Here is an 18,750-nt window from a genome sequence, read left to right as displayed (position 1 = left end):
CTGGATTTGCCGATGTCACGATTGTCGAACCGGATTACGCGGAAGCCGCGTGTCGCAAGTTGCCGGCAGAAATCGTCATCCCAATGGATCATCTGGGCACCTAGCCCCATGATCAGCAGCATCGGTTCGGCATTGGGATCGCCGAAGATCTCGTAACAAATATCGATGCCGTTCGCCCGGGCGATTTGCGGCGGCTGATGGGCGAGTGCGTTCACGTTCACTGTTCCTGAGCGCTGGTATTGCAATGGGGAATCTATGACATGGTTTATGCGCCTGCAGAAGCCGCCAGGCGCATAAATCGGCGGCCGCCATGTTGACCGTCCCGGCACAACGGTGTGGTATCATCCGATCGGGCGAGACACTCGCAGTCGAAGGAGGGCGCTATGGCAGACAAGAGCACCGATCCGGCTGCGATCTGGCAAACCATGGTCGGCGAGATGGAGAAGGGGTTCAATTCCTTTGCCAGCCAGGCCTTGGCATCGCCGGAGTTCAGCAAACTCGTCAATCAAGTCGGCGGCGCCTCGGCGGGAGCACAGAAGCAGTTCGGCGAGTTGATGGAAAAATATCTAGTCAGCATGAATTTGCCGAGCAGGGCTCAGATGGTCAGCCTGGCTGAGCGCTTGCAGTCGATCGAAGGACAGTTGAACGAGGTCAAGGCGCTGCTTTACGAACTCCAAAACAGCTCGGGCATTCCGGCCGGTCAGTCCGTCGCGCCAAGCCCGCCGCGGACCAAGCAGCCGCCCTCCGTGCGAGGAGAGCAAAAATGAACGCGCCTGCCGGCCTTGATCTGGCATCGATCCCAGAGCGGATCCAGATCGAGGTGCAGCGCGCGATTCAGCGCAGCATCAAGGGCGTCGAATATATCGCATCGTCGGGACCGGCGCTGGGCTCGACACCCAAGGACGTGCTGGCGGTCCGCGGTACGATGAATCTGTATCACTATCGACCGATTGCGGACGAGATCTATCGTGTGCCGATCCTGATCGTGATGGCGACGACCAATCGCGGTTACATCCTCGACATGGTGCCCGGTCAAAGCTTCATCGAGTTTCTCTTGAAGCGGGGCTACGACGTTTACATGCTGGACTGGAGCGCGCCCAAGCCGGAAGAGAAGTCGCTGCGGATGGAAGATTACGTGCTCGACTTCATCCCGGATTGCGTCCGCCGCGTGCAGCGCGATTCCGGCGAAACCGATATCAGCGTGATCGGCTATTGCTTCGGTGGCGTGCTGTCATTGCTGTACGGCTCGATCTTCGCCGACGGACCGTTGAAAAACCTGATTTGCTTCACCACGCCGATTGATTTCCGCGAAATGAAGCTGTTCCAGAATTTCTCCGATAAGCGCTATTTTGACGTCGACCGGCTGATCGACAGCGTCGGCAACGTCCCGCCCGAAATGATCCTGTCTTCATTCGAGATGCTGAGGCCGGCATCACGCGCCGCGAGCCAGGTTCAGCTATGGGAGAACATCTGGAACGACGAATACGTCAAATCGTACCGCATGTTCGATCGTTGGGCGACCGATACGCTGCCGTTGGCCGGCGAGTATTTTCGCGCGATCACCAAGGACTTGATGTGGGATAACAAGCTCTACAACGACACCATGTCGGTGGGCGGGCGCAAGGCCGATATATCCAAGATCAAAGTGCCGATCCTGCATGCCGTGGCCGAGCACGACCACATCGTGCCTTATGATGCCGCGAAACACTTGATCCAAAAGATCGGTTCGGCAGACAAGGAAGAGGTGATCCTGAAGGGGGGCCATGTCAGCCTGGTAGCTGGCGCCAACGCCATCAAGCGGCTATGGCCGAAACTCGATTCATGGTTATGCGAGAGATCGACATGAGCAGCGAGAAACGTTCCTATCCGCGCCGGGTGGCGACCGAGGCCGGCGAGATCGAATTCCGGCTGATGTCGCCGGCAGACGAGGCGGCGGTGCTCGCGTTTGCGCAAAAGCTTCCGGTGCACGATCTCTTGTTCCTGCCACGCGACATCAGCGAGCCGAAGGTTTTGACTGCGTGGATCAAGGAAATCGAGCGCGGCGCGATTACCAGCGTGCTCGCCTGGAAGGGCGGCACCGTGGTGGGATGCGGGACGCTGGTTCGCGATCCGCTATCCTGGTCGCCCCATGTTGGCGAGATCCGCAGTGTGGTGTCCTCCGACGTCCGCGGGCAGGGGGTGGGCCGGGCACTGTCCCAGGAGACGTTCGCGCTCGCTTTGGGCTTCGGGCTTGAGCGCTTGGTGGTTCAGATGACCGTCGACCAAACCGGCGCCATCGCCATATTTGAAGGCCTCGGTTTCAAGGCCGAGGCGCTGCTGCGGGAGCACGTCAAGGACAAGGCGGGCAGAAGCCACGACATTGTCGTTCTCGGCCATGACGTGGCGCAGGTCCGGGCGCAGCTCGAAGCCTACGGGTTGACTGGCGCCGTTCAGCACTAAGCTGCCGAAGGTTCCCTAGCAGGCGGCGGTCACGATCCCGTGATGTCGCGGCGCAACATTCATATTGCATTGCACCATTAACTGTCATATATAGGAGTTGCCCCGGGCCAATCCGGACGGGGTGAGCCCATAGCTCAAACCTGAGGATGGAGAGACCCAATGACAACCGAAACCAATTCCGTGCTGAACAACGTCAAGGAAGCTTTCGCGCCCGTTACGGACGCGTTCAAGAGCATTCAGAACCTGGAAGTACCGGAGGCTGCCCGCGACTTCGTGAAGAAGACCGCCGGCACCGCCAAGGACCGCGCCGCCGATTTTTACGCAGGCTCGGAGAAGGCGACCGACGTAATCGAGACCGCCGTTGCCAACTCGGTCAGCGAGGCCGCCAAGATCAGCCGCACTATCCAGCAGGCGCTGTACCAGGATGTCGAGACGTTTTTCGCGGGCATCGACAAGCTGGCTTCCGCCAAGTCGCTCAACGAGGCCGTGCAGATTCAGTCGGATATGGTACGCGCGCGTGGCGAAGTGTTGGTGTCGCGTGCAAAGTCGACGACTGAGTATCTCGGCAAGCTTGTCGCGGATAGTGCCAAGACGGCCCAGGACAACTTCGCGAAGGTCTACACCAAAACCGCCTGATCGGATCTTGCCGTCAGTTGTGTTGCGTCAGTTCGAAGGCCCGCTTGATGCGGGCCTTCTTTTTTAAGTTTTTCGATTATCACTGTCGTTCGACGTAGCGACGAGGCCCAGTTGCGCACGCCACGAGCCTGCTTTTCTTAAAGACGCGGTTCGCAGCCAAGTTCGCGCGACCTTCGATATGCTTGCCGTGAGGCCACTCCCGAGGAAATTTCTCCATTCGGAAATGCCATGATCATGCCGGCCAAACTCGTGTTCGATGCCCCCGGGGACGCAGCGCGCGCGGCCGAGTTGCGGCGTGTAAAGACCGTGGCGACGTTGGTGTTGGCAGCAACACTGGCGCTTTTCGCGACCGCAAAATTGCTGCTTCCGATTCATCCGGCGTTCGGCTTCGTCGCGGCGTTCGCGGAGGCCGCCACGATCGGAGGATTGGCAGATTGGTACGCCGTGGTGGCGCTGTTTCGCAGGCCATTGGGGCTGCCAATCCCGCATACCGCGATTATCCAGAGCAACCAGCAGCGGATCGCCGATAAGCTCGGCGAATTCATTGAGGTGCATTTTCTTGAGCCGGCGCCGGTGGAAGCCAAGCTGCGCCAAATCGATTTCGGCTCGTTCATTGCCGATTGGCTGCGCGATCGCAAGCGCAGTGCCGATCTCGCCCGGTTCAGCTTGCGGCTTTTGCCTGAAGCCGTCAGCGCGACCGAAACATCGGGCCTGATGACGTTCATCACGCGGCGCATCGCCACTCAGTTGCAGTCGATCGATCTGGCGCCGCTGGCTGCGGGAACATTGCGCGCCTTCGTGCAGGAGGGCCGGCACCAGGGTCTGCTCGACGACATCCTACGCATCGTGCATGAATCGCTGACCCAGCCGCAGACCATGGCAATGGTCCGCGAGAAAATCCGCGGCGAGCTGCCAACTTTGCTGAAGCTTTATCGTGCCGACAAATACCTGGTGAACAAGATTGTCGCGTCCGCCACCGCATTTTTCGATGAAGTCCGCAGCGATCCGGCCCATCCATTCCGCGGCGAATTCGATCGTATGGTGTTGTCGTTCATCGATCGCCTCGGCAGTGATCCCAGTTACGCCGACCGAATCGAGACACTGAAACGCGATCTGTTGGCTCGTCCGGAACTCTCGGACCTGATCCGCAACAGCTGGTCGAATGCGCGCTCGTTTATCGAGCGCAGCGCCAGCGGCGAAACTCAGGTGCTGCAGCAACATCTGGCCGGCATGTTCGCGAAAGCAGGCGACGCGCTGAAAGCCGATTCCGAGCTGCGCGCCGAGATCAACGCCGGACTGGTCGTTGTGCTCCGAACTTTCATTGCCGATCAGAAAAGTGGGGTGTCGAGCTTCATCTCCGATCAGGTCAAGGCCTGGGACATGGGGCAGCTCATTTCACTGATCGAAATCAACATCGGCCGCGACCTGCAATACATCCGTTTCAACGGATCACTGATCGGCGGCCTTGCCGGGTTGGGACTTTACACAGCTGAATTCCTGCTGCGGCTGTTGTGACTTTTTCATCACTCAACGTGGTTTAAGCGCCGAGCTCTATTGTCCGGTCGCAAGTCAGTCGCTTGAATACAAGTCAGCCGCTTGAATAAACGAATCAGGGTCATAACTTCTCGAAATCGCCGCAGCTTCTCGAAATTGTTGCGTTGCGGAACGATCCTGCCTCAGCCACGTTCTTGCACCGCGCCGCCTTCACCTCCCAGAGGAATGCAATGTCCGCCACGGCCCAGACGCTACGCCCCCCATCCAGAACGCTGATGTTTCTGGAAGGCCGCGCCTTGCATGAGTTCGGCGCGTTTGTTGGCGCGTTGCCACTGCTTAGCCTCGCCCCGAGGGGCGATGGCCACCCGGTGCTGGTGTTTCCCGGACTTGTCGCCTCCGATGGTTCGACGCGACCCTTGAGGAGCTTTCTCCGAAACCGTGGATATGCGGTGAGCGGTTGGCGGCAAGGCCGTAATCTTGGCCTGCGCGAGGGCGTGCAACGCGCGATGCTCGATCTGGTCACCGAACTCAACAACGTACATGGACGTAAGGTCAGCTTGATTGGCTGGAGCCTGGGCGGCCTGTACGCGCGCCAGCTCGCAAAGATGATGCCGGATCGCGTGCGCTCCGTCATCACGCTCGGCAGTCCATTTGCCGGCACTCCGAAGTCAACCAATGCCTGGCGCGTTTACGAAATGGCGAGCGGCCGCAGTGCCGAGGAGCAGACTCAGCGGTTCGGCGGACCGGTTGCTGAGCCGCCGCCTGTCCCGACGACGGCGATCTTCAGTCGAACCGACGGCATTTGCGCCTGGCAAGGCTGCATGGAAAAAGCGTCGGCGCTGTCCGAAAGCATCGAGGTCGAAAGCAGCCATTGCGGCATGGGCCACCATCCAGCCGTCGTTTATGCGGTCGCCGATCGCCTTGCCCAACCTGAAGGCAAGTGGACCCCGTTCGACCGCACCGGATGGCGCAGCATGGTCTATCCCGATCCCAATCGTTAAGATCATCGCGGCGGGCCACAGGCTTGCGTTGTTGTAGGTCGCGAAAACGCGCTATGCGTTGCGCATGCCGCATCCACTTGCCCGCATCCTCACACAGCTGAAGCGCGAACCATCGCGCACAGGCTCCATCATCATTACGGTCTTTGGCGATGCGATCGTGCCGCGCGGTGGTTCAATCTGGCTCGGAACGTTGCTGGGATTTTTTGAAACACTGGACATCGATAGTGGCGTGGTGCGCACGGCGATGTCCCGGCTTGCCGCGGATGGTTGGCTCGAGCGCAGCAAGGTCGGCCGAAACAGCTTCTATCGCTTGGCGAAGAAAGGGCGGCAGACCTTTGATACCGCGACCAGGCACATCTACGATCCGCAAGCATCGGATTGGACCGGACGGTTCGAACTCCTGTTGATCGGCAGCAGCGAGGAGCGCGATGCTTCGCGCGAGGCACTGAAAAATGCCGGGTTCGGCAGCCCGCTGCCGGGCGTGTGGGTCGCGCCATCAGGCGTTCCGATCCCCGAGGAGGCAGTCGGGGCGATCCGGCTCGAGGTTTCCGCCGAGGACGATAGCGGCCGGCGACTTCTCAGCGAAAGCTGGCCGCTGGATCGCACCTCAGATGCTTATCTGAAATTCATCGGTACCTTCGAGCCGTTGCGCGCCTGGATCGGCCGGCGCGCGCGATTATCCGACATCGAGGCCTTCACCGCACGGATATTACTGATCCATTATTACAGGCGCGTGGTGCTGCGCGATCCGCTACTGCCGCCCGCATTGCTGCCGAAGAATTGGCCCGGGCGGCCGGCCCGGCAGCTCTGCGGTGAAATCTATCGTGCTTTGCTGCCCGGTTCCGAAAAGTGGTTGGACCAACATGGTTCCAACGAGAGCGGCCCGTTGCCATCAGGCGGAGCCGAACTCCGCAAGCGTTTCGGAGATCGGTGATATGTTACATAAACCACTTGAAAATCAGATATTTTGTTATATATTTCACGGCGTCCCCGGAGGTCAGCGATGTACACGCAGGCTCTCAACACATCGGAAGCCGAAAACCCCAGCGGTGAGGACGCCGCGCGCGCCATGCAGTTTCAGGCCCGGATCGATGCCGAAGAGCGGATTGAGCCGAATGACTGGATGCCCGCCGCGTATCGCAAGACGCTGACCCGGCAGATTTCCCAACACGCCCATTCCGAAATTGTCGGCATGCTGCCGGAAGGCAACTGGATCACCCGCGCGCCCTCGCTTCGCCGCAAGGCGGCGCTGTTGGCCAAAGTGCAGGACGAGTGCGGCCACGGGCTTTATCTGTATGCGGCGGCTGAAACGCTTGGCGCCTCGCGCGAGGAACTGGTTGATCAGATGCTGGCCGGCAAGGCGAAGTATTCCTCGATCTTCAATTATCCCACGTTGACCTGGGCGGATATCGGCGTGATCGGATGGCTGGTGGACGGCGCGGCGATCATGAATCAGATTCCGCTGTGCCGCTGCTCCTACGGGCCGTATGCGCGGGCGATGATCCGCGTGTGCAAGGAGGAATCGTTTCACCAGCGTCAGGGCTACGAGATCATGCTGACGCTGGCGCGCGGCTCCGACGAGCAGAGAGCGATGGCGCAGGACGCGCTCGATCGCTGGTGGTGGCCAGTGTTGATGATGTTCGGGCCGCCCGACCAGGCGAGCCAGCACAGCGACACCTCCACGAAATGGAAGATCAAGCGTTTCTCCAATGATGAGCTCCGGCAGAAATTCGTCGATGCCACGGTACCGCAGGCCCAATATTTGGGGCTGACCCTTCCTGATCCCGGCATGAAGCTGAACCAGACGACGGGACATTGGGAGTACAGCGAGATCGACTGGAATGAATTCAAGCAGGTGCTTGCCGGGAACGGCCCCTGTAACCGCGAGCGGCTGGCGGCGCGACGAAAGGCCCATGATGAAGGCGCATGGGTGCGGGAGGCCGCACAGGCCTACGCCGAGAAACGCAGGAGCCGCCGGGCGGCCGCGTAAGCCGCGATTGGATTGATGGAGGCCAACCATGGGCACGCCGAATACGCCGTTATGGGAAGTGTTCATTCGAAGCCGTAACGGGCTGGCGCACAAGCATGTCGGCTCACTGCACGCCGCCGATGCAACATTGGCGCTGCAGGCGGCGCGTGACATCTACACCCGGCGCGGCGAGGGCCTGTCGATCTGGGTCGTGCCGTCGGCAGCGATCACCGCGTCGGATCCGACAGAGAAGGGCATGATGTTCGAGCCGGCCGAATCCAAGATTTATCGCCATCCCACTTTCTATGAAGTGCCTGACGAAGTCGGACATATGTGATTTTGATTCTGGTGGCGAGAAAGCGCGGTAGCGCCCTCGCGCCACGAGGCCTTGGCTCATCCTTCGAGAAGCCTGCTTTTCAGGCTTCCGTTGGGATAGGCGGGAGCGACGAGCGACAAACATGGCTACAGGCTCAATCAAGGTTTCGGAAACGCCGCTGGTGCTTTACGTGCTGCGGCGGGCCGACGACGCGCTGATACTCGGCCACCGGCTTTCCGAATGGTGCGGCCACGCGCCGATGATGGAAGAGGATATGGCGCTAGCCAATATGGGCCTCGATCTGCTCGGCCAGGCGCGCGAACTCTACAGCTACGCCGCCATCGTCGAGGGCAAGGATAATGACGAAGACAAATTCGCCTACCTGCGCGATGTCAGGCACTATCGTAACCTGCTGCTGCTGGAGCAGCCTAACGGCGATTTCGCGCGCACGATGGTGCGCCAGTTCTTCTATGCTGGCTTCGCCGATCTTTACTGGCGTGCGATGATGAAATCGGCCGATGCTACTTTGGCGGCGATCGCAGCCAAATCGGAAAAGGAAAGTGCGTACCATCTGCGTCATTCGTCGGAATGGATGCTCCGGCTTGGCGATGGTACTGAGGAAAGCCATCGTCGTGCGCAAGGCGCGGTCGACGATCTCTGGGCCTTCACCGGCGAGATGTTCGAGGTCGATGACAGCGAGCGCGCTCTGATCGATGCTGGGATTGGCATCGATCCCGCAGGGTTGCATCCGCATTGGTTTAAGACCGTTTCTTCCGTGATGAGCGAGGCGACGCTGGCATTGCCGAGAAGCGATTGGATGCAAAAGGGCGGCCGCAGCGGCAGGCACAGCGAGCACCTCGGCCACCTGCTTAGCGAATTGCAATCGATGCAGCGGACATTTCCGGGTGTCACATGGTAATCGCCGCGCTCAGAAACGAGGAACTCGTCCAGCGTGCTTGGGAAGTAGTCGCAGGCGTCGTTGATCCGGAAATTCCGGTGCTTACGATTGCCGATCTCGGTGTGCTGCGCGATGTCGCGATCAATGATGGTTGCGTTGAAGTCGCGATCACTCCGACCTATTCCGGTTGTCCAGTGATGAACATGATCAAGCTCGAAATTGAGCTGGCGCTGGAGCGCAGCGGATTTCGCAACTCAAAAGTATGTACGGTGCTGTCACCGGCCTGGACCACCGACTGGATGAGCGAAGAGGGCCGCCGCAAACTCCGGGAGTACGGCATCGCTCCGCCGCAGCCGGCGAGTCCCCGCCGCGCGCTGTTTGGCGTGGAACAGGTGGCGTGCCCGCAATGCGGCTCCAGCGATACCGAGGTGTTATCCGAATTCGGTTCGACCTCGTGCAAGGCGCTTTGGCGTTGCAGAAGTTGCCGTGAACCGTTCGACTATTTCAAATGTCACTGAACATCTCCGCCTCGATTCCCCGGTTTCACCGCTTGGCGGTCGATGATCTGCGCCGCGAATCCAGGGATGCCGTGTCCCTGACGTTTGCGATCCCGCAGGCGCTCGCGGACGACTATCGTTTCAGCCCCGGGCAATATTTGACGTTGCGCACCATGATGGACGGGGAGGAGGTGCGCCGCTCCTATTCCATCTGCTCTGGTCCCGATGATGGCGAATTGCGCATTGCGGTGAAAAAGGTCGACGGCGGGGCGTTTTCGAGTTGGGCCGCGGATGAGCTGAAGCCCGGCGACGAGATTGACGTGATGACGCCGACTGGCCGTTTCGGGGTTGCGGCGGCGAACCCGGGCGAGGCGCGGGTCTATGTCGCCTTTGCTGCCGGCTCCGGCATCACGCCTGTTCTTTCGATCGTCAAAGGAGTTCTGGCGCGCGAGCCGGACAGCCGAATCTTCCTGTTCTATGGCAACCGCTCGACGGCCGGCGTGCTGTTTCGCGAGGCACTGGAGGAACTCAAGGACCGGTTCATCCAGCGGCTTTCAGTTTTTCACGTGATCTCAGGCGAAGAACAGGACATCCCGATCCTGCACGGCCGGCTCGATAGCGAGAAGGTGAGGGTGCTGTTGCGCTCGCTGGTGCCGGCCGCAACCGTCGATCATGTGTTCATCTGCGGTCCCACAGTTATGAGCGAAAAAATCGAGGCGACCTGCAGGGAGCTTGGCATTCCTGCCGATCGCATTCACGTCGAGCGTTTTGTCTCCGGCCTTGGCGGCAAGCCGCGTCCAAAGGCGCCAATAGCCGCGAGTGCGCCGCCCAAGGCAATAGCGTCCCTCATCATCGATGGTAAGCGCCGGGATGTGCCAGTCGCGGAAGGAGAAGCCATTCTCGATGCGGCCTCTCGTGCGGGGGTGGACCTGCCGTTCGCGTGCAAAGGGGGAATGTGTTCGACCTGCCGCGCCAAGTTGATCGAGGGAAGCGCGCACATGGAAGTGAACTACTCGCTGGAGCCGTGGGAATTGGAAGCGGGCTTTATACTCACCTGCCAGGCGCGCCCGACTTCCGAGACGGTCGTCGTCGATTACGACCACGTGTAGAATGTTTCCTAGGCCTCTTTGTCGCCACCCGATCCTCATCCTCCGGAGCGTCTCGAAGGATGAAGCTAGAATCCGAGCTCACTACGCGCGTTTGTCGAACACGCGCCTGGCTTTGCCCAGCGACCGCTCCAGCGTGTCCGGCGCTACTGCCTTGACGCGGGCGTGAATGCCGACGGTTTCCTTGATGTGGGTGGTCGTCAATTCGGTGTGTCTGAGCAGGCCTTTGCCGTCCCAGCTTTCGGGGCGCGCTTCCGCCACCACTGTCATTACATCCATCCGTCCCTCGCGCGTCAGTTCAATTATGAAATGACCGCCGCACCAGTCGGTCGCGAGCAGCACTTCTTCTATCTGCGTCGGAAACACGTTGACACCGCGCAGGATGATCATGTCATCGGAACGTCCGGTGACTTTCTCCATACGCCGCATGCCGGGCCGCGCCGTACCCGGCAGCAGCCGCGTGAGATCGCGGGTGCGATAGCGGATGATGGGGAAAGCTTCCTTTGTCAGGGAGGTGAATACGAGTTCGCCCTTTTCGCCGTCCGGCAACACGGCGCCGGTCTCGGGATCGATCACTTCCGGGTAAAAATGATCCTCCCAGATGTGCAGGCCGTCCTTGGTCTCAATGCATTCCTGCGCCACCCCGGGGCCGATAACCTCCGAGAGCCCGTAGATGTCGGTGGCGTCCATGTCGAACGACTGTTCAATCTCGGCCCGCATGGCATTGGTCCAGGGTTCGGCGCCGAAGATGCCGATTTTCAGTGACGACTTGCGTGGATCGAGTCCCTGCCGTTTGAATTCGTCCAGGATCGCGAGCATGTAGCTCGGCGTCACCGTGATGATCTCAGGTTTAAAATCATTGATCAGCTGCACTTGCCGCGTCGTCATGCCACCCGAGATCGGCACTACAGTGCAGCCAAGCCGCTCGGCGCCGTAATGCACGCCGAGCCCGCCGGTAAACAGACCGTAGCCATAGGCGTTATGGATGATCATGCCGCTCCGGCCACCGGCCGCCCTGATTGATCGCGCCATGACGTCGGACCAGGTCTCGATATCGGTCCGGGTATATCCCACCACAATGGGCTTGCCGGTCGTGCCGGAGGAAGCATGGACACGAACCAGTCTGTCGCGCGGTACCGCGAACATGTCGAACGGATAATTGTCGCGCAAATCGGTTTTTGCCGTGAATGGAAAATTCTTCAGGTCGGATAGTTGCCGAAAATCTCGCGGGTGTATGCCGGCTTTATCGAAGCATTTCTTGTAGTGCGCGACGTTGTCGTAGACGCGGGTCAGCGTCGAGGCGAGGCGCTTCGTTTGCAACGCCATAATTTCGTCGCGCGATGCGCGCTCGAGCTCATCCATCTCCGCGCTGTAGCCGCTTCGCTTTGGTCGAAGATTGATCGAGGCCATCGGTGTTTCCTCAAATCTGCTGCTGTTAATCCTCGCTGTCGCGTTCCGCGGCGGAGGGCACCCATGTGCCGCCGATGGTGCGGGAATGACCGCGCAACTCGGCAATCGCCGTTTCCTTGACCGTGACACGGACGTCGTAGATTCCGGAACGCCCGCTTCGCGAGATTTCACGGGCAGTCGCGACAAGGCGGTCGCCGAGTTTGCCGGGACGGATAAAAGAAATGTGGCACTGCGCTGCGACCGCGCGCTGATTGTGCGAATTGCACGCAAACGCAAAAGCCGAATCCGCGAGGGTGAAGATGAAACCGCCATGGGCGATGCCGTGCCCGTTCACCATGCTCGGGAGAATCGTCATGCTCAGGACGGCCTCGCCGGGCTTGATCTGCACGATCTGCATTCCGAGACCCTTGCTGGCGTCGTCTTCCCGCCACATCGCGTCGGCGCACGCCCGCGCCAGATCCTCACTCGAAAGCGTGGTCTTGACGTTCACTGTGCTTCCATCGCAAGCCGCCTGTCATCAACGATTTCCGCCCGACACAGAGCGGCGGTAGGCGAGCATAAATTCGCTGGCATTACCGCTGCAAGCGAAACCTTTCTTCCCTTGGTCGCCTGTCAGACGACAACATTCTTCTTTGCTGCTGCAGGGCGTGGACTGACCTATGCACCAGACGTTATAGCAGCATGGAAGTTCATTCCTATTTTACGTTGCGAACTGCGGGGAGGTCCCGCGGAAAGCCTCGGGAAAAGCCATGCAGGACGGTGGCAACATTGTCGTAATGAGCGGACTGGTGATCGGCCTCGCCTATGGTGCGATCGGCTTGCTCAGCGGTTTTTGTCTGCTTAGCGGTTTGCGCGGCTGGTGGGGCAAGGGCGATGGCCGCCTGATCAGGACGTATGCCCTTGCGCTTGGAGTGGCGATCGCCGCAACCCAGCTTCTTGCGGCGGGCAATTTCGTCGATCTCGGCAAATCGATCTATCTGCAGCCCTCCTTCTCGGCGCCGCTGATGTTCGTTGGCGGACTGTTGTTCGGCTACGGTATGGTGCTTTCGAACGGCTGCGGCTCGCGGGCGCTGGTGCTGCTCGGGCGCGGCAACTTGCGATCGCTTCTGGTCGTGCTCGTGCTTGGTATCGCCGCGCAGATGACGCTTAAGGGATTAATTGCGCCGGCCCGCATCGCCGTGCTGCAGGCTTCTCAGACCGCGCCACGGACAATTTCACTGCCAGCATTGTTTTCGACGTTAGGCTTGGGCGAGACATTCGCGCGAACAATCGCGGCTTCCGTGATTGCGGGAGCGCTCATTATTTTCGCGTTCGCGCACGCGCCGTTTCAGCGCGCGTGGGGACAGGTCGCGGCCGGCATTGGCGTCGGACTACTGATTGCAGCCGGATGGTTCGCGACAGGTTACCTCGGCGCCGATGATTTCAATCCTGTCGCGGTCACCTCGCTCACTTTCATCGCGCCGATCGCCGACGCGGTGCAATACGCGATGCTCTCGACCGGACTGACCCTGAATTTCGGCATCACCATGGTGGCCGGCGTGTTTGCTGGAAGTCTGGTGACGGCACTGGCGACAGGCCAGTTCCGGCTTGAAAGCTTTACGTCGCCACGCCAGATGGTGCGCTCGATCGGCGGAGCTGCGCTTATGGGAGCGGGTGGCGCAATGGCTTATGGCTGCTCGATAGGCCAGGGCCTGACGGGTCTCTCCACCCTCGCGTTGCCCTCGTTCGTTGCGGTGGGTGGAATATTGCTCGGCACGGCAGCCGGGCTACGCGGCGCGCTCCGGGTTCAGCCGCCGGTGCCAGCGCCTGATGCGACTCAAGCGCGCTAACGCGACGTCGCCAGTCGCATGACTTCGAGATAACCGGGGGCGCACTTCCATCCGCTCGATCAGGCCTTTTTCCGCGAGCAGCCGATGTGCTTCGGGCAGGCGATAGCACGGCAGGTACATGAACAGATGGTGCTCGGAGTGATAGTTCACCCAATAGGGCGCAATGAGCAACCGCTCAATTGGATTGGCGAGCGTGGTGCGGGCATGACTGAACGGATCTTCTCCGGTTGACGTGCAGGCGTGTTCGGCGATGTTGCGGATGCGGGTAACCAGTGGCAGCCAGGTCGCCATGGCCAATATCCAGACGGCCCAGTACCAGACGCCGGCGCCCGCCAGCAAAAACAGTCCGAACAGGACGGCATTGATGCCAAGAAAGCGGGCCATCTTGTCTCTTCCGGCAGAGACGAAGCTGTCGTGCGACAGGCCGTCGTCGATGGTTCCGCGCTTGAAAAGCGAGAGGAACAGAGGCAATCGCTGCTTTACAAACGTCTGGCCGGTAAGATCGCGGATCACCTTGCGATGAAAGCTTTCCTTGCTAATCGGGAATGGCGCCGAAAGCGATAGATCGGGGTCTTCCGGCTGCTGTGTGAACTTGTGATGCTGCAGGTGATATGACCGGTAGCTGGCGAGATCAGCGCCGACCGGCACCGCGCACAGCCATTGTCCGATCCATTCATTGATTGCTTTGTTGTGGTGAATTCCACCGTGCGCGGCCTCGTGCATCAGAATGGCGAGCCCGAGCTGGCGTGCTCCAACCACCGTCACGGCGATCAGCCATGTCAGGGGATTTGGCCATGACGCGACCAATGCGATGGCCGCGGCAATCGTTGCCCAGGCGTGAACCACGAGCCACATCCCGCGTAGAGAATTGCGCGAAGTCAGCCGGCTCCATTCAACCGGTGTAAAAACACTTTTGGGATCGACGCGTGCGACAACCGGCATCGGGGCTCTCTTGCGAAGTTAGCGATGATACGCCGGCCAGGCGGTCCGTCAATCGGCGGCGCGGGTCACAATGTGAATCTCCGATGTCAGTGTGCGATGCACCGGGCATTTATCGGCGATCTCCAGCAGCTTGCTGCGTTGCTCGGCGTCCAGCGCCCCTTCGATCGTGATGACCCGATCGATTTGATCGAGCATCCCGATCCTCGTCTCGCACTCGGCGCAATCTTGCGCATGGATCTTGCTGTGCTTCAGCATCACGCTCACGCGATCCAGCGGCAGCGACTTCCGATCCGCATAGAGGCGCATCGTCATGGCAGTGCAGGCGCCCAGCCCAGCCAAGACAAAATCATATGGCCCGGGACCGCTGTCTTCCCCGCCTGACCGAACAGGCTCATCGGCAATCAGGCGATGTGGGCCGATCGAAATAGCTTGCTGGAACTTGCCGCTGCGGGTCTCCCGAACAAGCACATTGCGAGGCGCCTCATCGGGCACTTCGGGTTGCTCCGCCATGATGTGATCGAGATAGCGCGTGACCCACGCGGCGATCACGTCGGCGACATAGACCGCATCGCGCGTCGCGCTGAGCAGATGGTCCGCGCCCGCGAGCGAAACAAAGCTCTTTGGATGTCTCGCGGCAATGAAAATCCGGCTCGCGTTATCGATGCCGACGATCGCGTCCGTGGGCGCGTGCATGATCAGCAGCGCCTTGTGCAGATTGGTGACGTGGGCAATCAAGCCTTGTTCTGCGATGTCGTCGAGGAATCCGCTACTGATCTGAAAGGGCCGTCCAGCGAGCGAAATCTCGATTTTGCCCTGGTTGCGGATGTCATCGACCCGATCCCTAAAGAGGCCGGTGACATGGGCGGGATCGGAGGGCGCCCCGATCGTCACGACCGCCTTGGCATCTGGAATTTGCCGTGCTGCAGCCAGAACGGCGGCACCTCCAAGGCTATGGCCAATCAGGATCGCCGGGCCTTTTCGAATCTCGCGAAGATGATCAGCGGCCCGCACCAGATCGGCGATATTCGAGGAAAAAGTCGAGTTTGCGAAATCGCCCTCACTGGAGCCGAGACCCGTGAAGTCGAAGCGCAGCACCGCGATGCCCTTTGCCATCAAACTCGCGGCGATGCGCCGTGCCGCCAGCCCATCCTTGCCGCAGGTGAAGCAATGGGCGAACAGCGCGTAGGCCAGTGGCTCGCCGTCGGGCAGATCCAGCGATGCCGCGAGTTGATGGCCGCCTTCACCCCTGAACTGAAAACGCTCGGTCGGCATGCGCTCTCTCCATGGTGATGGTCTCCGCTTCTCTCATAGCGAGACGTCGGTGCGAAGCGTCAATCCCCCGAATAGCGCTGCTCGGTCCATGGATCGCCGCGATTATGGTAACCGCGCACTTCCCAATAACCCGGCGCATCCTGCGCGAGAAATTCAATGCTTTGCAGCCACTTTGCGCTTTTCCAGAAATACAGATGCGGCACGACCAGCCGGACCGGCCCGCCATGTTCCTGCTCCAGCGGCGCGCCGGACCAGCTATGGGCGAGCAGGGCGCCATCGGCGGCAAAATCCTCCAGCGCGAGATTGGTGGTATAGCCGTCATGGGAGTGCAGCACGAGATGCCGTGCTTCCCGGCGCGGCTGGCAGGCCATCAGCAGGTCGCGCGTCGCGAGACCCTCCCATTGGTTGTCATAGCGCGACCATGTGGTGACGCAATGAATGTCCGATATGGACTTCGTCTGCGGCTCCGCCGTGAACCGCGCGAAGTCCCAGAACAGCGGGTTCTCGACCGCGCCGTAAACGTCGAGGCGCCAGCGCTCTCTGGAGATTTGCGGCGTGAGACCTAAGTCGAGCACGGGCCAGTCTCGCGTAAGGTGCTGTCCTGGGGGCAGCCGCTGCTGTTCAGGTCGTGAACTCCTTCCGGTGAGGAAGCGTCCTTCTCGCGCCCAGCGCTGTTTGCTGCGGGTCAGCTTGCTCGGCGGCGGCTGTTCGTTCTGCTCGGCCATATCTCACGCCATCGTGGCATCGTCCGCGAGTTGATCGGCCACATTCGATCCATCGACGCACAAAGCGAGTTTGATGTTCAGCCCGCCTTTCGAAACAGCAGCGGAAGCTGGCGAGGTCCGCGCACCGTACCTTCCGACCACGTGACCTGACCGGCCGGGTCGAGCCTGAAATCGGGAATGCGCTTGAGCCACTCCTCGATTGCTACCGTCATCTCCATGCGGGCGAGATTGGAGCCGACGCAGCGGTGAATGCCAAGCCCAAAGGCCGCGTGGCGGTTCTCCTTGCGGTCGAGCACGACTTTGTCAGCGTCGGGGAACATCGCCGGATCGCGATTGGCGGCGGGAAACGACAGCAGCACCATGTTGCCGGGCTTTATCGGGCAGCCACTGATCACGGTCTCCTTTATCACCTCGCGCGCCATCGTTACCGGCGAATAGGCGCGCAGCAATTCCTCGACTGCACTGGGCATCAGTTCCGGCTCGGCCACAAGACGCTCGCGATCCGCGGGCGTCTTCGCCAAATGCCACAGCGACGAGCCGATTGCGCTCCAGGTGGTGTCAATGCCGGCAATCAGCAACAGCCGCAGCGAACCTAACACGTGGCTATCGGACAGCGGCTCACCGTTGCTGTCCCGGGCTTTCATCAACGTCGAAATCAGGTCGTCGCTTGGATTTTGCTTGCGCTGTTCGAGATGCGCGGCAAAATAATCGGTCATCTCGCGGACGGCGCTCATCAGCGCGGCATCATCCTTGATGCCGAGTTCAAGAATGCCATGGATCCATTTGATGAAAAGGTCGCCGTCCTTTTCAGCTATCCCGAGCATGTGCGCAATGGCGCGGACCGGAATGTGCCTGGTGTAACGCGCGGCCGCATCGCATTTGCCATCGTTGATGAACTCATCAATCAGCTCGTTGCAGATCGCGCGCACCCTCGGCTCCAGTTTTTTCATGGCATCCGGCGTGAACGGTGGCAGCAGCAACTGCTTCGCCGGTTTATGCTCAGGTGGATCTGACGTGATGGGTGGGGCAGTAGCGGTAATTTCCGGCCGGATGTCGCGGACGATCACGCGCCGCGAGGAAAAATGCTCGGTGTCGTTGGCGATCTCTCTCACCGCCTGATAGGTGGTCGGCATGTAGCAGCCCAGGAACCGACCGGTATGAACCACCGGGGATGCCGCCCGCAATTCGTCCCAGATCGGAAATGGGTTTTCAGTCCAGCGCGGATCGGTATGGTCGAAATCGTGAACCCAATCTGTCACCGGAGGATGATCGGAAATAACAGGGTCGGCATCGGGTATTGCGCGGGCTGGATCGGACATCAGAATTCCTCTGGTTCAATCGCCAAAATCAAATAGAGCGGAATCAAACGTTTTCGACATCAAAACTCATTCCTCAACCACTTCGATTGCAATTTCCGGGCAATTGGACTGCGCCAGCCAGGCCTTGTCCTCTAGCCCCGCCGGGACACTGCCATCACCGATCTCATGGGCATTGCCGAATTCGTCGAGATTGAACAGCTCGGGCGCTAGCGATTTGCAGCGGGCATGTCCCTGGCACTTCTCCTGGTCGACATGTACTTTCAGCTTTCCGGCCATTCCAGCGTCCCTCTATCATCCGCGTTAATCGCACGCGGTTGTGGTCATTATAGCCGCGCATGCGTATCCCGCTAGCGGCCAATCGCCGCTCGGGCCCGAGCATGCCAAGCTCAGCTGGCCGGCTTCGGTGGTTGATTTGGATTAATCGGAGTCGTTCCGCGAAGGCCCAGAACATCCTCCAGCATCTTGGCGCCGGCGAGAAGCTGCAGTTCGGCGCGTGGGGCGGCCACCATCTGAAGCCCGACCGGCAAGCCCGAGGCGGTGAATCCGCACGGTAGTGAAAGCGCAGGGCAGCACACCAGGGTGATCGCATAGACGATGCCGAGCCACTCGACGTAGTTGTCGAATTTCTTGCCCGCGCACTCGGCGACGTAGCGGTTCTCGACCGGGAATGGTGGCACGATGGTCGCCGGGCTCAAGAGCAAATCGTACGTCTTGAAGAATTCCAGCGTGCGGCCCGTCATCGCAATGCGCTGCGCTTCGGCGCGCTCGAGCTGCTCGACGCTCAGCTTCAGTCCTTCCTCAATGTTCCAGATCACTTCGGGCTTGAGCAGATCACGCTTGCTGCGCAACAGCGCTGCCTTGCTGATGGCAAAATCAAATGCGCGCAGCACGTGGAAG

General features: G+C 60.3%; 22 protein-coding genes. 13 read left to right on the top strand and 9 right to left on the bottom strand.

The window, feature by feature from the left end:
• On the bottom strand, positions 1-215 hold a 215-nt coding region (locus tag VJV58_RS17455), incomplete at its 3' end, for an alpha/beta hydrolase (protein ID WP_324138616.1).
• A gap of 168 nt (positions 216-383) precedes the next feature.
• Between VJV58_RS17455 and VJV58_RS17450 the strand changes: the two genes are divergently transcribed.
• The 12 genes from VJV58_RS17450 (at position 384) to paaE (ending at position 10,359) form a co-directional block, all read left to right on the top strand.
• On the top strand, positions 384-767 hold the full coding sequence (locus tag VJV58_RS17450) for a hypothetical protein (protein ID WP_324138615.1): 384 nt from the start codon (positions 384-386) through the stop codon (positions 765-767).
• The gene (locus VJV58_RS17445; protein WP_324138614.1) at positions 764-1,846 is read left to right on the top strand and encodes an alpha/beta fold hydrolase; all 1,083 of its coding nucleotides are present in this window, start codon (positions 764-766) and stop codon (positions 1,844-1,846) included. The genes VJV58_RS17450 and VJV58_RS17445 overlap by 4 nt, the downstream gene beginning before the upstream one ends.
• Entirely contained in the window at positions 1,843-2,439 is a 597-nt protein-coding gene (locus VJV58_RS17440) for a GNAT family N-acetyltransferase (RefSeq protein ID WP_324138613.1), read from the top strand. Before VJV58_RS17445 ends, VJV58_RS17440 begins: the two co-directional genes overlap by 4 nt.
• Positions 2,440-2,598: 159 nt before the next feature.
• Positions 2,599-3,075, top strand: a complete 477-nt coding sequence (locus VJV58_RS17435) for a phasin (RefSeq protein ID WP_324138612.1) — start codon at positions 2,599-2,601, stop codon at positions 3,073-3,075.
• 228 nt (positions 3,076-3,303) lie between these two features.
• Positions 3,304-4,590 carry a DUF445 domain-containing protein gene (locus VJV58_RS17430; RefSeq protein WP_324138611.1) on the top strand — a complete coding sequence of 429 codons (1,287 nt, stop codon included), beginning with the start codon at positions 3,304-3,306 and terminating at the stop codon, positions 4,588-4,590.
• Positions 4,591-4,799: 209 nt separating this feature from the next.
• Positions 4,800-5,570, top strand: a complete 771-nt coding sequence (locus VJV58_RS17425) for an alpha/beta hydrolase (protein WP_324138610.1) — start codon at positions 4,800-4,802, stop codon at positions 5,568-5,570.
• 64 nt (positions 5,571-5,634) lie between these two features.
• A complete protein-coding gene (gene paaX, locus VJV58_RS17420) occupies positions 5,635-6,504 on the top strand; it encodes a phenylacetic acid degradation operon negative regulatory protein PaaX (protein ID WP_324138609.1) in 870 nt (289 codons plus the stop codon).
• Between the two features lie 69 nt (positions 6,505-6,573).
• Complete coding sequence (gene paaA / locus VJV58_RS17415) at positions 6,574-7,560, top strand: 1,2-phenylacetyl-CoA epoxidase subunit PaaA (protein ID WP_324138608.1); 987 nt, start codon at positions 6,574-6,576, stop codon at positions 7,558-7,560.
• A 28-nt stretch (positions 7,561-7,588) separates the two neighbouring features.
• The gene (gene paaB / locus VJV58_RS17410) at positions 7,589-7,876 is read left to right on the top strand and encodes a 1,2-phenylacetyl-CoA epoxidase subunit PaaB (RefSeq protein WP_324138607.1); all 288 of its coding nucleotides are present in this window, start codon (positions 7,589-7,591) and stop codon (positions 7,874-7,876) included.
• A gap of 121 nt (positions 7,877-7,997) precedes the next feature.
• Entirely contained in the window at positions 7,998-8,774 is a 777-nt protein-coding gene (paaC, locus tag VJV58_RS17405) for a 1,2-phenylacetyl-CoA epoxidase subunit PaaC (RefSeq protein WP_324138606.1), read from the top strand.
• Entirely contained in the window at positions 8,768-9,271 is a 504-nt protein-coding gene (gene paaD, locus VJV58_RS17400; RefSeq protein WP_324138605.1) for a 1,2-phenylacetyl-CoA epoxidase subunit PaaD, read from the top strand. Before paaC ends, paaD begins: the two co-directional genes overlap by 7 nt.
• Complete coding sequence (paaE, locus tag VJV58_RS17395) at positions 9,262-10,359, top strand: 1,2-phenylacetyl-CoA epoxidase subunit PaaE (RefSeq protein WP_324138604.1); 1,098 nt, start codon at positions 9,262-9,264, stop codon at positions 10,357-10,359. Before paaD ends, paaE begins: the two co-directional genes overlap by 10 nt.
• 81 nt (positions 10,360-10,440) lie before the next feature.
• Here the strand turns inward: paaE and paaK are convergent, their stop codons facing one another.
• Together paaK and paaI are read right to left on the bottom strand one after the other, a co-directional pair.
• A complete protein-coding gene (paaK, locus tag VJV58_RS17390) occupies positions 10,441-11,766 on the bottom strand; it encodes a phenylacetate--CoA ligase PaaK (protein WP_324138603.1) in 1,326 nt (441 codons plus the stop codon).
• Between the two features lie 25 nt (positions 11,767-11,791).
• A complete protein-coding gene (paaI, locus tag VJV58_RS17385) occupies positions 11,792-12,256 on the bottom strand; it encodes a hydroxyphenylacetyl-CoA thioesterase PaaI (RefSeq protein ID WP_324138602.1) in 465 nt (154 codons plus the stop codon).
• Between the two features lie 259 nt (positions 12,257-12,515).
• Between paaI and VJV58_RS17380 the strand changes: the two genes are divergently transcribed.
• On the top strand, positions 12,516-13,595 hold the full coding sequence (locus VJV58_RS17380; RefSeq protein ID WP_324138601.1) for a YeeE/YedE family protein: 1,080 nt from the start codon (positions 12,516-12,518) through the stop codon (positions 13,593-13,595).
• Here VJV58_RS17380 and VJV58_RS17375 read toward each other — a convergent pair.
• The 6 genes from VJV58_RS17375 to VJV58_RS17350 all read right to left on the bottom strand — a co-directional run.
• A complete protein-coding gene (locus VJV58_RS17375; RefSeq protein ID WP_324138600.1) occupies positions 13,533-14,537 on the bottom strand; it encodes a fatty acid desaturase family protein in 1,005 nt (334 codons plus the stop codon). The two genes, VJV58_RS17380 and VJV58_RS17375, sit on opposite strands and share 63 nt — an antisense overlap.
• A gap of 48 nt (positions 14,538-14,585) precedes the next feature.
• The gene (locus tag VJV58_RS17370) at positions 14,586-15,809 is read right to left on the bottom strand and encodes a bifunctional alpha/beta hydrolase/OsmC family protein (protein WP_324138599.1); all 1,224 of its coding nucleotides are present in this window, start codon (positions 15,807-15,809) and stop codon (positions 14,586-14,588) included.
• 59 nt (positions 15,810-15,868) lie between these two features.
• Positions 15,869-16,534: a sulfite oxidase-like oxidoreductase gene (locus VJV58_RS17365; RefSeq protein WP_324138598.1), complete on the bottom strand. Its 666-nt coding sequence runs from the start codon at positions 16,532-16,534 to the stop codon at positions 15,869-15,871.
• 77 nt (positions 16,535-16,611) lie between these two features.
• A complete protein-coding gene (locus VJV58_RS17360) occupies positions 16,612-17,853 on the bottom strand; it encodes a cytochrome P450 (protein ID WP_324138597.1) in 1,242 nt (413 codons plus the stop codon).
• Positions 17,854-17,919: 66 nt separating this feature from the next.
• Complete coding sequence (locus VJV58_RS17355; RefSeq protein WP_324138596.1) at positions 17,920-18,129, bottom strand: ferredoxin; 210 nt, start codon at positions 18,127-18,129, stop codon at positions 17,920-17,922.
• 110 nt (positions 18,130-18,239) lie between these two features.
• Positions 18,240-18,750, bottom strand: a 511-nt coding sequence (locus VJV58_RS17350; RefSeq protein WP_324138595.1) for an amidase family protein, incomplete at its 5' end; no start/stop codon positions are given.

Origin of the sequence: Bradyrhizobium sp. (assembly GCF_035273305.1) — a bacterium.
In the GTDB taxonomy this organism is placed as follows: Bacteria; Pseudomonadota; Alphaproteobacteria; order Rhizobiales; family Xanthobacteraceae; genus Bradyrhizobium.
The sequence above is the reverse complement of the archived record's forward strand: the minus strand, read 5'-3'. Positions and strand labels throughout refer to the sequence as shown.

What these genes read in the sequence shown, in the direction of transcription:
- VJV58_RS17450 (WP_324138615.1), top strand. Translation starts at nt 384, where the DNA reads ATGGCAGACAAGAGCACCGATCCGGCTGCGATCTGGCAAACCATGGTC.
- VJV58_RS17440 (WP_324138613.1), top strand. Translation starts at nt 1,843, where the DNA reads ATGAGCAGCGAGAAACGTTCCTATCCGCGCCGGGTGGCGACCGAGGCC.
- VJV58_RS17435 (WP_324138612.1), top strand. Translation starts at nt 2,599, where the DNA reads ATGACAACCGAAACCAATTCCGTGCTGAACAACGTCAAGGAAGCTTTC.
- VJV58_RS17425 (WP_324138610.1), top strand. Translation starts at nt 4,800, where the DNA reads ATGTCCGCCACGGCCCAGACGCTACGCCCCCCATCCAGAACGCTGATG.
- VJV58_RS17445 (WP_324138614.1), top strand. Translation starts at nt 764, where the DNA reads ATGAACGCGCCTGCCGGCCTTGATCTGGCATCGATCCCAGAGCGGATC.
- VJV58_RS17375 (WP_324138600.1), bottom strand. Translation starts at nt 14,537, where the DNA reads ATGCCGGTTGTCGCACGCGTCGATCCCAAAAGTGTTTTTACACCGGTT.
- VJV58_RS17360 (WP_324138597.1), bottom strand. Translation starts at nt 17,853, where the DNA reads ATGTCCGATCCAGCCCGCGCAATACCCGATGCCGACCCTGTTATTTCC.
- VJV58_RS17380 (WP_324138601.1), top strand. Translation starts at nt 12,516, where the DNA reads ATGCAGGACGGTGGCAACATTGTCGTAATGAGCGGACTGGTGATCGGC.
- paaD (WP_324138605.1), top strand. Translation starts at nt 8,768, where the DNA reads ATGGTAATCGCCGCGCTCAGAAACGAGGAACTCGTCCAGCGTGCTTGG.
- paaK (WP_324138603.1), bottom strand. Translation starts at nt 11,766, where the DNA reads ATGGCCTCGATCAATCTTCGACCAAAGCGAAGCGGCTACAGCGCGGAG.
- paaC (WP_324138606.1), top strand. Translation starts at nt 7,998, where the DNA reads ATGGCTACAGGCTCAATCAAGGTTTCGGAAACGCCGCTGGTGCTTTAC.
- VJV58_RS17370 (WP_324138599.1), bottom strand. Translation starts at nt 15,809, where the DNA reads ATGCCGACCGAGCGTTTTCAGTTCAGGGGTGAAGGCGGCCATCAACTC.
- VJV58_RS17430 (WP_324138611.1), top strand. Translation starts at nt 3,304, where the DNA reads ATGATCATGCCGGCCAAACTCGTGTTCGATGCCCCCGGGGACGCAGCG.
- paaB (WP_324138607.1), top strand. Translation starts at nt 7,589, where the DNA reads ATGGGCACGCCGAATACGCCGTTATGGGAAGTGTTCATTCGAAGCCGT.
- paaA (WP_324138608.1), top strand. Translation starts at nt 6,574, where the DNA reads ATGTACACGCAGGCTCTCAACACATCGGAAGCCGAAAACCCCAGCGGT.
- paaE (WP_324138604.1), top strand. Translation starts at nt 9,262, where the DNA reads ATGTCACTGAACATCTCCGCCTCGATTCCCCGGTTTCACCGCTTGGCG.
- VJV58_RS17355 (WP_324138596.1), bottom strand. Translation starts at nt 18,129, where the DNA reads ATGGCCGGAAAGCTGAAAGTACATGTCGACCAGGAGAAGTGCCAGGGA.
- VJV58_RS17365 (WP_324138598.1), bottom strand. Translation starts at nt 16,534, where the DNA reads ATGGCCGAGCAGAACGAACAGCCGCCGCCGAGCAAGCTGACCCGCAGC.
- paaX (WP_324138609.1), top strand. Translation starts at nt 5,635, where the DNA reads ATGCCGCATCCACTTGCCCGCATCCTCACACAGCTGAAGCGCGAACCA.